Here is a 13,510-nt window from a genome sequence, read left to right as displayed (position 1 = left end):
TGCTCCCCCGCCGGTCACTCTGGCGGCCGCTCTCGTTCCGGGGTCTTACATGAACATGGGATCATGTGCGCATGAATGACCTCTATCCGAGTGCGCGGCTTCCCCTCGAAGACGGCGACTTGCTTGCGGCCGTCGACCTTGGTTCCAACAGCTTCCACATGGTGGTCGCGCGCTATCTGCTCGGACAGCTGCGCACCGTCGATCGCCTCCGGGAAACCGTGCGCCTTGCGGAGGGCCTCGATGGCAAGGGCGGCCTCAGCACCACGGTGCGGCAGCGGGCAATCGACTGCCTCGCACGTTTCGGACAGCGCGTGCAGGACATCCCGCCGCAGCGGATCCGCGCCATCGCCACCAACACGGTGCGCAGCCTCGCGCAACCGCAAACCTTCCTCGTGCCGGCGGAAGCCGCCCTGGGCCACGCGATCGAAGTCGTGTCCGGCCGCGAAGAGGCACGACTGGTGTACCTGGGTGTCGCCCATGCGCAGCCGTCGAAGCCGGGCGAGCTGCGACTGGTCATCGACATCGGCGGTGGCTCGACCGAATGCATCATCGGCGCCGGCTTCGAGGCTATCGAACGCGAAAGCCTGCAACTGGGCTGCGTCGCCAGCACGCGCCGCTTCTTCCCCGGCGGCAAGCTCTCCAAGAAGAAATGGCGCGAGGCGCTGACCGAAGCGACAGCGCAGTTCCAGCAGTTCACCGGGACGTATCGCGCCCTCGGCTGGCATGAGGTCACCGGCTCCTCGGGCACCAACAAGGCCATCGGCGAGATCTGCGCGGCGATGAAGCTCACCAAGGGCGCCGTCACCGCCGAGGCGCTGCCGCAGGTGCGTGACCGCCTGCTGCAGGCCGACCACATCGATAAGATCGACTTGCCCGGCCTCTCATCCGAACGTCGCCCGGTGATCGCCGGCGGCGTGCTGGTGCTGGAAGCCGCATTCGCGGCGCTGGACCTGCAGCGCATGCAGGTCAGCAAGGCGGCGATGCGCGAAGGCATCCTGTACGACATGATCGGTCGTGGCGGCGAACACGATCCGCGCGACTCCTCGGTCGATGCCTTGATGGTGCGTTACGCGATCGACAAGAAGCAGGCCAAGCGCGTCGAGGATTCGCTGATGCTTTTGTTCGACCAGGTGGCGAAGGCCTGGTCGCTGGATGCCGATGACCGGCTCATGCTCGGGCGCGCCGCGCGCCTGCACGAGCTCGGCCTGGTGATCGCGCACAGCCAGTACCACGTGCATGGTGCCTATGTCGTCGAAAACTCGGACATCGCGGGCTTCTCGCAGCAGCAGCAGCGCTTCCTCGCCGCGCTGATCCGCACGCATCGCCGCAACATCCCGAAGTCCGCATTCGACGCCGTGCCGGACCGCCTGCTGACCACTGCCCGGCGCAGCGCCGCGCTGTTGCGGCTTGCCGTGCTGCTGCATCGTTCGCACGAGAACGGCGAGATCCCGCGCCTCGACCTCAAGGCCGACGGCGCCCAGCTGATGCTTACCGTATCGAAGCGGTGGCTGGACGCACGGCCGCTGGTGAAGGCCGACCTGGACGGCGAGCCGGAGGACATGGCCGGGCTGGGCATCCAACTGCAGATCCAGGCGCTTTGACGAAGCCTCTCAATCGGTAGACGGCTCTGCGGCATCCGGGGCCTCGACGACATAGCCCTTGGCTTGCAGCGCCGGCACAGACCCGTCGCTCTTAAGCAACTCCGCCATCGGCAACACGGCGAAACTTACCGGGTTGTCGGCGATCGCCGACTCCGCGGCCGACAGCCAGGCCCGGCGGGCCTGGCCTTCGGCATCGACGATCCCGCGCTTCTGCGCCGCGGGCGCCTGCATGAGCGCGTTCTGGCAAGTCTGGTACTGATCGCCGAGCGGCAGGGTGCGTAGCGCGTCGATATCGCCCACGGCCCAGGCGTTCGCCCGCTGCGCCATTCGCGCGACGTCGGTTTCCAGGTTCGCCAGCATCTTGTCGAAGCAGGCCTGGTCGCTGATGGACTCGGAGCGGAATTCCTTCAACGCCGCCTTTGGATCGGAGATCGTCACCTTCACCTTCGGTTCGGTGAGCTTGATGTGGTTCGCCTTGATCGAATGCTCCACCACGGGCCAGACGATGCCACCGGCCAACCCCGCATCCTTGATGGCCGCCTGGTACAGCTCGCTCGCCGCGAAGATCGGCCGCATCTTCTCGACGCTTCCATCGCGACCGAGGTAGCGCTGCTTGAGCACCAGCCAGCGCGCATACGATTCGGCCGAAACCACTTCCTGCAGCTTCTTGTCGCCGGGGTTTTTGCGCACACCGACCAGCGAAGGCAGCAGCGCCAGCTTGCCGAAGAAACCGACATCGGTGTCGACCTGATAGCTCGGACCGGTTACAACCTCGCGCGCTTGCGACAGCACCTGCTCGACGTCGCGGGAAATCCATTCCATGCCCTTGGGCAGTGGCGATACCGTGCCCAGCACATACATCACGTGCCCGTTGCGCGACACCTTCCACATGCCCGGACCGGGCAACTTGCCCGAGACCATGACCGGTGCTTCATCGCGGATCGGCGGCGCGGCTTGCGACGCACCTTCTTGTGTCGCCAAGGCCGGAGTGACCCACAACGACGTCAACAACAGGCAAGCCAGGGCAGTCGAACGCATCCATTGCACTCCGTGATGGCCTTCGGGATCGAGGCGGTGAACTTAAAGACACCCGAACGCGGTGCGAGTTCGCCCCACCCTGTCCATGGTGGCCAAACGACAACGCCCGGCGCGGGCCGGGCGTTACGGTAAACGAATTGGTCGGGGTAGCCGGATTCGAACCGACGACCCTCTGCCCCCCAGGCAGATGCGCTACCAGGCTGCGCTATACCCCGAAAAGTCTTGCTGTTGCCGCGTTTGAGCGGGCGGCAAGTATAAACAAAAGGCCTTATCGACGCAGCAGCTGCAGAACTTCTTCCAGTTCCATCCGCACCTGCCGGATGATCTGCGAGCTCAGTGCCGATTCTTCCTTCGCACCCTCGCCCTCGAGGCGCAGGCGTGCGCCGCCGATGGTATAGCCCTGTTCGTACAGCAGGCCGCGGATCTGGCGCACCATCAGCACTTCATGGCGCTGGTAGTAACGGCGGTTACCGCGGCGCTTGACCGGGCTGAGCATCGGGAATTCGGTTTCCCAGTAACGCAGCACGTGCGGCTTCACTTCGCACAGCTCGCTGACCTCACCGATGGTGAAGTAGCGCTTGGCCGGGATCGGCGGGAGTTCGCGGTTGCTGCCGGGGTCAAGCATGCTCGGCTCCGGTGTAGGCCTCGACGCGTTCCTTCAACTTCTGGCCGGTACGGAAAGTGACCACCGTGCGGGCGGAAATCGGGATTTCCTCACCGGTCTTCGGATTCCGGCCCGGGCGCTGGTTCTTGCGGCGCAGGTCGAAATTGCCGAAGCCGGACAGCTTGACCTGGCGACCCTGTTCCAGGGCCTCGCGCAGCGCGTCAAAGAACGCGTCGACGAATTCCTTGGCCTCGCGCTTGTTCAGCCCGACTTCGTCGAACAGACGTTCGGCCATCTCAGCCTTGGTCAATGCCATCGGTCACAACCCTCAACTACTGCTTGAACAACTGCGTTCAACTGCGTATCGCGGCTCCATGCGTCTGCTGCAGCGCGGCGATCACTGCCGCCACTACCGCGTCCACGTCGTGCTCAGTGAGCGTGCGCGATTCTTCCTGCAGAATCAAGCCCATAGCCAGACTCTTGAATCCGGTTTCCACGCCCTTGCCGGCATAGCGGTCGAACAGCACCAGATCCCGTAGGGACGGCCCCGCGGCCTGTCTCACGGTCGCCGAGACGGCCGCCCATGGCGTGGCTTCGGCGACGACAAACGCCAGGTCGCGGCGGACGGACGGATAACGCGACAGGGCGCGGGCCTTGGGAATTGCCCGATCCAGCATTGCCGCCAGATCCAGCTCAAAGGCGACCACGTCGGTGTCCAGGTCCAGCGTCCGTTGCAGGCGGGGATGCAACTGGCCGATCCAGCCCAGCCGGGTGTCATCCCGATAGACGTCGGCGGACCGGCCGGGGTGGGCCCAACCCGGCTGCGAGGGACGGTACTCGAGCTGCGCCCCCGCCATCGCGGCAAGGCTGTCGAGATCGCCCTTGAGGTCATGGAACCCGATCGGGTGCGATTTCGCGGCCCACTGCTCGCCGTCCACGGCGCCACAGACCGCCGCGGCGATGCGCTGGGTCTCGATCGGTGCATTCGCGCCGTTGGCGGCGAAGACGTTGCCGAGCTCGAACAGGCGCACGCGTGATTGCTGGCGGGCGGCATTGCGCGCCACGGCGGCGACCAGCCCCGGCAACAATGCGGTGCGCATGACACCGAGTTCGGCACTGAGCGGATTCGCCAACGGCACCGCGCCGTCGGTGGCATTCCACTTCGCCAGCAGATCGGCGTCGACGAAGGCGTAGTTCACCGCTTCCAGGTAATCGCGTGCGGCCAACTGCCGGCGTGCGGTGCCTTCATCCACGCGGCTCTCGGACGGCGCGACGAGGCGCGAAGCCCCGGCAGGCAGCGTCGTCGGGATCGCGTCGTAGCCGTGGATGCGTGCGATCTCTTCGATCAGGTCTTCTTCGATCGCGAGGTCGAAACGGCGGGTCGGGGTGGTAATGCTCCAGCCATGGGCCGTCGCCGTAACCGAGAGACCGAGGGCGCGCAGGATGCGCTCGACTTCCGCATCCGCGACTTCCAGGCCCAGCACGCGCGCGAGGCGGGCACGGCGCAGAGTGATCGTCTGCGGCTGCGGCAGGTGCTCCGGCAATGCCGCCTCGACCACCGGGCCCGGCATGCCGCCGGCCACGTCGAGGATGAGCTTCGTCGCGTATTCGATGGCAATGCGCGGCAATTCCGGATCGACGCCGCGTTCGAAGCGGTGGCCGGCATCGGTATGCAGGCCCAGTTTGCGGCCGCGACCGATGATGGCGTCGGGTGCGAAGTGCGCGGCTTCGAGGAAGACGTTCCGGGTGATGTCGGTGACGCGCGTGTCGAAGCCGCCCATTACACCGGCCAGTGCGACCACGCGGCCGGCGTCGGTGATGGCCAGGAATTCCGGATCGAGCACGGCATCGCGGCCGTCGAGCAGCTTCACGCTCTCGCCCGCGCGCGCCCGCCGGACGCCTATCGGGCCCTTGAGCAGGTCGCGGTCGAACGCGTGCATCGGCTGACCGAGCTCCAGCATCACGTACTGAGTCACGTCGACCAGCAGCGAGATCGGGCGGATCCCGCTGCGGCGCAGGCGTTCGGCCATCCACGCGGGCGTCGGTGCCGCCGCGTCGAGGCTTTCGATCACACGGCCAACGTAGCGCGGCGCGTCGGCGCCGGCGTTGAGTTCCACTGCCATGGTCGCTTCGCCCTGCGCGGCCACCGGCGCGGCTTCGAACGGCGCCACTTCGCTGCCCTTCGCCGCGGCCACGTCGAAGGCGATGCCGCGCACGCTGAAGCAATCGGCACGGTTCGGGGTCAGCTTGAGCTCGATCGTGGCATCGGGCAGGCCCAGGTAGTCGGCAAGCTTCGCGCCGACCGTTGCATCGGCTGGCAGTTCGAGTAGGCCGGAGGCATCCGGATCGACGCCGAGTTCCTTGGCCGAGCACAGCATGCCGAACGACTCGACGCCACGCAGCTTCGCGGCCTTTATCGCCATGCCGCCCGGCAGGTTCGCGCCGACGGTGGCCAACGGTGCCTTCAGGCCGGCGCGTGCGTTCGGCGCGCCGCAGACGATCTGCACGATGCCGTTGCCGGTATCGACCTGGCAGACCTGCAGGCGGTCGGCTTCCGGGTGCTTCTCGGCACTGACGATCTGCGCGACCACGACGCCATCGAGCGACTCGCCCAGCACCGTCATGCCTTCGACTTCCAGACCGATCGCGGTCAGTGTCGCGGCCAGCTCGTCGCGCGTCGCGGTGATCGGTACGTGTTGGCGCAGCCAGTTCTCGGAAAACTTCATGTGTTCGTTACCCGTTGGATGGGCCTCGGCCCATCGTCATCGCTCGTGGAATGGCGGGCTGCGGCCCACCTTACGAATGCTGGTTCAGGCGAATTGCTTGAGGAAGCGCACGTCGTTCTCGAAGAAGCTGCGCAGGTCGTCGACGCCGTAACGCAGCATCGCGAAGCGCTCCACGCCCATGCCGAAGGCATAGCCGGTGTATTTCTCCGGATCGATGCCGACGTTGCGAAGCACGTTCGGATGGACCATGCCGCAGCCCAGCACCTCGAGCCAGCGCGTGGAACCGTCCGGCTGCTGCCAGGCGATGTCGACTTCGGCCGAGGGCTCGGTGAAGGGGAAATAGCTGGGGCGGAAGCGCATTTCGAAATCGCGCTCGAAGAACGCACGCACGAATTCGGCCAGCGTGCCCTTGAGGTCGGCGAAGCTCGCGTGCTCGTCGACGAGCAGGCCTTCGCACTGGTGGAACATCGGCGTGTGGGTCTGGTCGCTGTCGCTGCGGTAGACCTTGCCGAGCGCGATCATGCGCAGCGGCGGCTTGTTGCCGAGCATGTAGCGCACCTGCACGCCCGAGGTGTGCGTGCGCAGCAGGCGGCCGTCGCCAAAGTAGAAGGTGTCGTGCATTGCACGCGCCGGATGGTGCGGCGGGAAGTTCAGCGCCTCGAAGTTGTGCCAGTCATCCTCGATTTCCGGGCCATCGCTGAGCTCGAAACCGAGGCGGCCGAAGATGTCGGCGATGCGCTCGATCGTGCGGCTGACCGGATGCAGGCCGCCACGGCCGGCGTCGAGGCCGGGCAGCGTGACGTCGATGGTCTCCGAGGCGAGGCGTGCATCGAGCACGGCATCTTCCAGCTTGACCTTGCGCTCGGCCAATGCCGCGGTGAGCACGTCGCGCGCCTGGTTGATCGCCTCGCCGGCGGTCTTGCGTTGTTCCGGCGGCAGGGTGCCGAGTTGCTTGAGCTGGGCGGTGACGCTACCGCTCTTGCCCAGCAGGGCGACACGCAGGGCCTCGATCGCATCGGGCGTTTCCGCCGTGGCGATGTCGCTCAGTGCTTGCTGCGTCAGCGATTCGATTCCACTCATTCGAACCTCGAACTTGAAGTCGTCATCCCGGCGAACGCCGGGATCCAGCTGTTGCTCTACCTCACCGCGATCCGGCCCTTCGCGCGCAGCTCAAAGCAAAAGCGAAAGCTGGATCCCGGCGTTCGCCGGGATGACGGCAAAAACAACAGTTCCAAAACGAAACATGGGGAAGGACTTGCGCCCTTCCCCATGCGTGTATTGCGTTGTGCGATTCCCGCTGCCACGACGGGCTGCGGGATCGATCAACTTACGCTGCGAGTGCGCTCTTCGCCTTCTCTGCCAGCGCCGCAAAACCCTTCGCGTCGTGCACGGCGATATCCGCCAGCACCTTGCGGTCCAGGGTGATGCCGGCCTTCAGCAGGCCGTTGATGAAACGGCTGTAGCTCATGCCGTTGATGCGGGCAGCCGCATTGATGCGGGTGATCCACAGCGAACGGAAATTGCGCTTCTTCTGCTTACGACCGATGTAGGCGTACTGCAGGGCCTTCGTCACCGCCTGCTTGGCGACGCGGAAGACCTTGCGGCGGGCGTTGTAGTAGCCCTTGGCCTGCTTCAGGATTTTCTTGTGACGGGCTCGTGCCGTTACACCACGCTTAACTCGTGCCATTTCTCATCTCCTCACAAATACGGAAGCATGCGGTCCAGACGGCCCGCGTCCTCGGCACGAACATGGTTCGTCTGCCGCAGGTTGCGCTTCCGCTTGGTCGCCTTCTTGGTGAGGATGTGGCTCTTGTTGGCGTGGCCAGCCTTGTACTTGCCGGAAGCGGTCTTCCGGAAACGCTTGGCCGCCGCCCGATTGGTCTTGATCTTGGGCATTGCGATGTCCTTTCGGATGTCTGTGACTGGCCTGGGCGCCGTGTTTTGGGTCTTTGCGACTACGTCGCGAAGACTTTTCAGTCTTTGCTCTTTCGTCGCGAAGACCAAATCCGGTCTTTCCTTCCTGCCCGTGCCGGCTTGTAAGTCGTTGATCCACAAAGGGATCACGACAGGTTCCGTAATACAACTGACTGCAAACCCGGCGAACCGGGCCGCGCATTATGCCGGGAGATGGTTTCCCTTGCAATTCCGGGGGTTAGGACTCAGGCGGGCTGCCTCCCTTCTCCCCGCGCTGGCGGGGAGAAGGTGCCCGACAGGGCGGATGTGGGGCGCTTTTGCTGCTGCATGAAAAGCGAAGGGCGCCTTTCGGCGCCCTCCCCTCACCCTTTGCCCTCTCCCCGCAGGCGGGGAGGGGGGAACGTTGGAATCAGCCGCTGCGCGGCTGATCTCATTTCTTCTTGGGGGCGATCATCATGACCATCTGCCGGCCTTCCAGGCGCGGGCGCGATTCGATCACGATCTCGTCGCCCAGGTCCGACTCGATGCGCGCGGCCATCTCGCGACCCAGTTCCTGGTGGCTCATTTCGCGGCCACGGAAGCGGATGTTGATCTTGACCTTGTCGCCTTCCTCGAGGAAGCGGCGGATGTTGCGCATCTTGATCTGGTAGTCACCCTCGTCGGTGACCGGCCGGAACTTGAGTTCCTTGATCTCGACCTGCTTGGTCTTCTTCTTGGCCTCGTTCGCCTTCTTCTGCATCTCGAACTTGAACTTGCCGAAATCCATGATCTTGCAGACCGGCGGATCAGCGTTCGGCTGGATCTCCACCAGGTCGAGGCCTTCATCCTCGGCCATGCGCAGGGCTTCGTCGCGCGTGAGCACGCCGATCATTTCGCCATCGCTACCGATCACGCGCACGCGAGGCACGCGGATTTCGCTGTTCTTTCGATTCGGCTTTTCGGGGGTACTGATGTTGCAATCTCCAAGAAGTCGCCCGTCGCTAGAGGGGCGGATGCCGGCCGTCCGAGCGGCCGGGGTTCAAAACACTACTGGGCGTTCTCACTGCGCAAACGCGAAGCGAAATCGGCTACGGACATCGTGCCGAGATCTTCCCCTCCCCGCGTACGCACCGCGACCATGCCGTTTTCCTTTTCGCGGTCTCCGACCACCAGCAGGTACGGCACGCGCTGCAGCGTGTGCTCGCGGATCTTATAGCCGATCTTCTCGTTCCGCAAATCGGACTGGACCCGGAACCCTTGATTTGCAAGGGTTTTCCGGACCTCTTCGACCCAGTCAGCCTGGGCGTCGGTGATATTCATGGCCACCGCCTGGATCGGCGCCAGCCAGGCCGGGAAGTGGCCGGCGTGGTGCTCGATCAGGATACCGATGAACCGCTCCATGGAGCCGACGATGGCCCGGTGCAGCATCACCGGATGCCGTTTCTGGCTGTGTTCGTCCACGTATTCGGCGCCCAGGCGGCCCGGCATCATGAAATCGACCTGCATGGTGCCCAGCTGCCAGGTCCGGCCGATGGCGTCCTTGAGGTGGTATTCGATCTTCGGGCCGTAGAAGGCGCCCTCGCCCGGCAATTCCTGCCATTCCACGCCGGCGGCCCTCAAGGCCGAGCGCAGGGCATTCTCGGCCTTGTCCCAGGTGGCGTCGTCGCCGAGGCGCGGATCCGGGCGCAGGGCGATCTTGAGCTGGACGTCGCTGAAACCGAAGTCCGCGTAGACCTGCATCGCCTGCTGGTGGAAGGCGGTCACCTCGGCCTCGATCTGGTCTTCGGTGCAGAAGATGTGGCCATCGTCCTGGGTGAAGCCGCGCACGCGCAGGATCCCGTGCAGCGCGCCCGAAGGCTCATTGCGATGGCAGGCACCGAACTCGCCGTAGCGGATCGGCAGGTCGCGGTAGCTGTGCAGCCCCTGCTTGAACACCTGCACGTGGCCGGGGCAGTTCATCGGCTTGAGCGCGTAGGTGCGCTTCTCCGACTCGGTGAAGAACATGTTGTCCTTGTAGTTGTCCCAGTGGCCCGAGGACTTCCACAGCGACACGTCGAGGATCTGCGGGCAGCGCACCTCGCCGTAACCGGTCTCGCGATAGACGCGGCGCATGTGCTGCTCCACGACCTGCCACACCGACCAGCCCTTCGGGTGCCAGAAGATCAGGCCCGGCGCTTCTTCCTGCAGGTGGAACAGGTCCTGCTGCTTGGCGATCTTGCGGTGGTCGCGCTTCTCGGCTTCCTCCAGCTGGTGCAGGTACGCCTTGAGGTCCTTGTCGTTCAACCAGGCCGTGCCGTAGATGCGGCTGAGCATCTGGTTGTTGGAATCGCCGCGCCAGTAGGCGCCGGCGACCTTCATCAGCTTGAAGGCGCGCAGCTTGTCCGTGCCCGGCACGTGCGGGCCGCGGCACAGGTCGGTGAATTCGCCCTGCGAATACAGCGACAGGTCTTCATTGGCCGGAATCGACTCGATGATCTCGGCCTTGTAGGCCTCGCCCATGCCCTTGAAGAAGGCGACGGCATCGTCGCGCGACTTCACGCTGCGCGATACCGGCAGGGATTCCTTGACGATCTTCTGCATTTCCGCCTCGATCGCCGGCAGGTCTTCCGGCGTGAACGGGCGCTCGTAGGCGAAGTCGTAATAGAAGCCGTTGTCGATCACCGGGCCGATGGTGACCTGCGCGCCGGGGAACAGGCGCTGCACGGCCTGCGCCAGCAGGTGCGCGGTGGAATGGCGCAGCACCTCGAGCGCGTCGGGATGCTTGTCGGTGACGAGCTCGAGCGAGGCGTCGTTGTCGATGCGGAAGCTGGTGTCGACCAGCTTGCCGTCGACCTTGCCGGCCAGCGCGGCCTTGGCCAGGCCGGCACCGATCGAAGCGGCGATGTCGCCGACCGTCACGGGATTGTCGAATTCACGGCGGCTGCCGTCGGGGAGGGTAATGGCGATCATGGAATTGCGTTGGACCTTTGCTGCCTTCCCTACGGGGGAAGGCTGGGTGGAGGCACTCGCGCAGGGCGCGGAAACGAAAACGGCGCCGCGAGGGCGCCGTGCGACGGGACCTCGGGGCGTTTCAGCGATGGGCGGTGGTAGTGCTCATGTCACACGCTAGACCGGCGGATTGCCGCGGGCCACCTGATCCTGCTCGGGTCGGGCGCGGCAGGCGCCGCGCAGGTGGCAATGGTTGGGGACGGGGGTTGGCAAGTCAACCCGCGCAGGCCCCAGGCTTGCGCACCGATGGAACCCCGGAGCCTCGACTCCGGGCTTTTTTCTCCCCGCGCCCCCCTCATCCGCCCTGCCCCCAGCGGCTGTCGGCTGCTTCGACCTTCTCCCCGCGGCGCGGGAATAAGGCAAGGTTCACTCTGCGCGTGAAGCGAGCTTCTTGCGCTCCGGCATCCGTTCCGGCCAGCCACCGGCCAACGCCTTGTACAACGCCACTGCGCTGGTGACGCTGCGGGTGCGGCCGTCGGCGAACGCATCCTGTGCCTGCAGCTGCGTGCGCTCGGCATCCAGTGCCTCGAACAGGTCCGTGGCGCCGGCTTCGTACCGCACGCGGGCCAGCCGGGCCGCCTTGGCGCTGTCCAGCGCCGCCTGCTCCAGGTGCTGGTCCTCGATCCGGGCCCGCGCATGGCGTACCAGTGCGTTCTCGGTGTCTTCCAGCGCCAGCAGCACGGCCTGTTCGTAGCGCGCGAGATCGCCTTCGGCATCCGCGTCTGCGGCCTTGATGCGCGCGCGCACGCGGCCGATGTCGAGGAAGGACCAGTCGATGCCGAGCGCCACCAGGCGCGTCTCGCTGCCGCGTTCGAACAGCGCGCTGCTGTCGATGGCCTGCGAACCGATCAACCCGCCGAGCGTGAAGCGCGGAAACAGGTCGGCGGTCGCCACGCCGATCCGTGCCGTCGCGGCGTGCAGGCGTTGTTCGGCGGCCGCGACATCGGGACGGTGGCGCAACAGCTCGCCCGGAGTACCCGGATCGAGCGCGCCGGGCAACGCCGGCAATGGCTGCTGCGCTTCCAGCTCGGCGATCAGCGCGTCGGGCGTGCGCCCGGTCAGCACCGCCAGGCGATGCATGTTGACCGCGACCTGGGCTTCCAGCGCCGGTACGCGGGCCAGTGTCGATTCCAGCTGGGCCCGCGCGCGCGAGGTGTCGAACTCGGTGCCCCGCCCCGCATTGAAGCGTGCCTCGACCAGGCGCAGGGTTTCCTGCTGGTTGTCGGCGTTCTCGCGTGCGACGCGCAGGCGTTCCTGCAGGCCCCGCAGTTCGACGTAGCTGCGCGCGACCTCACCCACGATCGCGACCTGCATCGCCTGCAGGTCGGCGGCCGAGGCCTCGGCCCCGGCGCGCTGCGCCTCCACGCCGCGGCGCACGCGACCGAACAGATCCAGCTCCCACGACGCCTGGGCGTTGACGCTGTAACTCTCCACGTCACGATCCGCGCGTGCCACGCCCGGCGCCTGGTCGGCACTGGCACGGCCATCCGCGGCTTCCGCATGCGCGGTGACGGTCGGGAAGAAATCGAACTTGGCCCCGCGCAGCAACGCGTTCGCACGGTCGTAGTTGGCCAGCGCGATGCGCAGGTCGTGGTTGGCAGCCAGCGAGTCCTCGACCAACCGCGTCAGCAGCGGGTCGTTGAAGTCGCGCCAGAATTCCGCATCGGCCACCAGCGGGAAACTGGCAGTGTCGGCCGGTGCAGCTGCCGTGGCCGCACTGCCGTTGGCAGGCTCGGCCACGGATGCGCCCGCCTCGGCCTGCACGAAGTGCTCGGGCGTCGGCACGTCCGGGCGCACGTAGTCGGGCCCGACCGCGCACGCCGCCAGCAGCGCCGCAGCGATGCCGATCGTCAATGCGCGGACGTTGGGGAGGGGGTTCACCATGGCAGCGTGTCCTCGAAGTAAACGAAGCCGCCGCTCTGGCCGGCATCGTCGAGCAGCGCCATGCGCACGCTGGTCCTGGCGCCATCGGCGACTTCCAGCTCGCCGCCGGCATTCATGTCGGTCTTCACCGAGCCGGGGTGCACGGCGTTGACCTTGATCGCGGTGTCCTTCAGTTCGTGCGCCAGCTGCACCGTCCACGCATTCACCGCGCTCTTGGAGACGTTGTAGGCCGGCACCTTGAAGTCGTAGATCGGCGAGGCGGGATCGGCATTGGCCGCGACCGAGCCCAGGATGCTCGACACGTTGACGATGCGCGCGGACGGCGCGAGCCTGAGCAGGGGCAGGAACGCCTGCGTGGTGGCGACGACGCCGAACACATTGGTGTCGAAGGTCTCGCGCCAGGTGTCGAGCGTCTGCTCCGACGGCTTGCGCTGCATGTCGTCGCGGAACACGCCGGCATTGTTGACGAGGATGTCGAGCTTGCCGTGCTTGCTCGCCACTTCCTCGACGGCGACGGCGATGCTGCTGGCAAGCGTGACATCGAGGGTGATCGCTTCGACCGACAGGCCTTCGGCCTGGAGCTTCAACGAGGCCTCGACCGCCTTGTTGCGATTACGACCGGCAAGAAGCACGTGCACGCCCTTGCTGGCGAGCTGGCGGGCGGTTTCAAAGCCGATGCCGCGGGTGGCGCCGGTGACGAGGGCAACCTTGGAAAGATTCTGGGCAGACATTGGGATTCCTTGCTTGGTAGGGCGGGCCTTGGCCCGCCGTGGGGG

General features: G+C 65.9%; 12 protein-coding genes and 1 tRNA gene. 1 reads left to right on the top strand and 12 read right to left on the bottom strand.

Annotated features, from left to right (window positions below; all coding sequences use genetic code 11):
• Positions 1-71: 71 nt before the first annotated feature.
• Positions 72-1,601 (top strand): exopolyphosphatase, encoded by a 1,530-nt coding sequence (gene ppx, locus ACXJJ9_RS02905; protein WP_457095749.1) that lies wholly within the window; start codon positions 72-74, stop codon positions 1,599-1,601.
• A gap of 9 nt (positions 1,602-1,610) precedes the next feature.
• On the opposite strand, the gene ACXJJ9_RS02900 is transcribed toward ppx, so the two are convergent.
• From ACXJJ9_RS02900 to ACXJJ9_RS02845, 12 genes are all read right to left on the bottom strand, one after another.
• Entirely contained in the window at positions 1,611-2,639 is a 1,029-nt protein-coding gene (locus tag ACXJJ9_RS02900) for a TraB/GumN family protein (RefSeq protein WP_457095748.1), read from the bottom strand.
• A gap of 138 nt (positions 2,640-2,777) precedes the next feature.
• Positions 2,778-2,854, bottom strand: a tRNA-Pro gene (locus ACXJJ9_RS02895).
• Between the two features lie 53 nt (positions 2,855-2,907).
• A complete protein-coding gene (locus tag ACXJJ9_RS02890) occupies positions 2,908-3,264 on the bottom strand; it encodes a MerR family transcriptional regulator (RefSeq protein ID WP_310051699.1) in 357 nt (118 codons plus the stop codon).
• The gene (locus ACXJJ9_RS02885) at positions 3,257-3,559 is read right to left on the bottom strand and encodes an integration host factor subunit alpha (protein ID WP_310051697.1); all 303 of its coding nucleotides are present in this window, start codon (positions 3,557-3,559) and stop codon (positions 3,257-3,259) included. The genes ACXJJ9_RS02890 and ACXJJ9_RS02885 overlap by 8 nt, the downstream gene beginning before the upstream one ends.
• Before the next feature lie 37 nt (positions 3,560-3,596).
• Positions 3,597-5,969, bottom strand: a complete 2,373-nt coding sequence (gene pheT, locus ACXJJ9_RS02880) for a phenylalanine--tRNA ligase subunit beta (RefSeq protein ID WP_457095747.1) — start codon at positions 5,967-5,969, stop codon at positions 3,597-3,599.
• An 84-nt stretch (positions 5,970-6,053) separates the two neighbouring features.
• Entirely contained in the window at positions 6,054-7,049 is a 996-nt protein-coding gene (pheS, locus tag ACXJJ9_RS02875) for a phenylalanine--tRNA ligase subunit alpha (RefSeq protein WP_457095746.1), read from the bottom strand.
• Between the two features lie 247 nt (positions 7,050-7,296).
• Entirely contained in the window at positions 7,297-7,656 is a 360-nt protein-coding gene (gene rplT / locus ACXJJ9_RS02870; protein ID WP_207525558.1) for a 50S ribosomal protein L20, read from the bottom strand.
• A gap of 11 nt (positions 7,657-7,667) precedes the next feature.
• Entirely contained in the window at positions 7,668-7,865 is a 198-nt protein-coding gene (gene rpmI / locus ACXJJ9_RS02865; RefSeq protein WP_056132915.1) for a 50S ribosomal protein L35, read from the bottom strand.
• A gap of 448 nt (positions 7,866-8,313) precedes the next feature.
• Complete coding sequence (infC, locus tag ACXJJ9_RS02860; RefSeq protein WP_345784488.1) at positions 8,314-8,835, bottom strand: translation initiation factor IF-3; 522 nt, start codon at positions 8,833-8,835, stop codon at positions 8,314-8,316.
• Between the two features lie 74 nt (positions 8,836-8,909).
• On the bottom strand, positions 8,910-10,811 hold the full coding sequence (gene thrS, locus ACXJJ9_RS02855; protein ID WP_457095745.1) for a threonine--tRNA ligase: 1,902 nt from the start codon (positions 10,809-10,811) through the stop codon (positions 8,910-8,912).
• Between the two features lie 405 nt (positions 10,812-11,216).
• Positions 11,217-12,734, bottom strand: a complete 1,518-nt coding sequence (locus ACXJJ9_RS02850; RefSeq protein WP_457095744.1) for an efflux transporter outer membrane subunit — start codon at positions 12,732-12,734, stop codon at positions 11,217-11,219.
• Positions 12,728-13,465: an SDR family oxidoreductase gene (locus ACXJJ9_RS02845; RefSeq protein ID WP_457095743.1), complete on the bottom strand. Its 738-nt coding sequence runs from the start codon at positions 13,463-13,465 to the stop codon at positions 12,728-12,730. Before ACXJJ9_RS02845 ends, ACXJJ9_RS02850 begins: the two co-directional genes overlap by 7 nt.
• Positions 13,466-13,510 lie beyond the last annotated feature (45 nt).

Source organism: Lysobacter sp. P5_B9 (assembly GCF_054049835.1).
The sequence above is the reverse complement of the archived record's forward strand: the minus strand, read 5'-3'. Positions and strand labels throughout refer to the sequence as shown.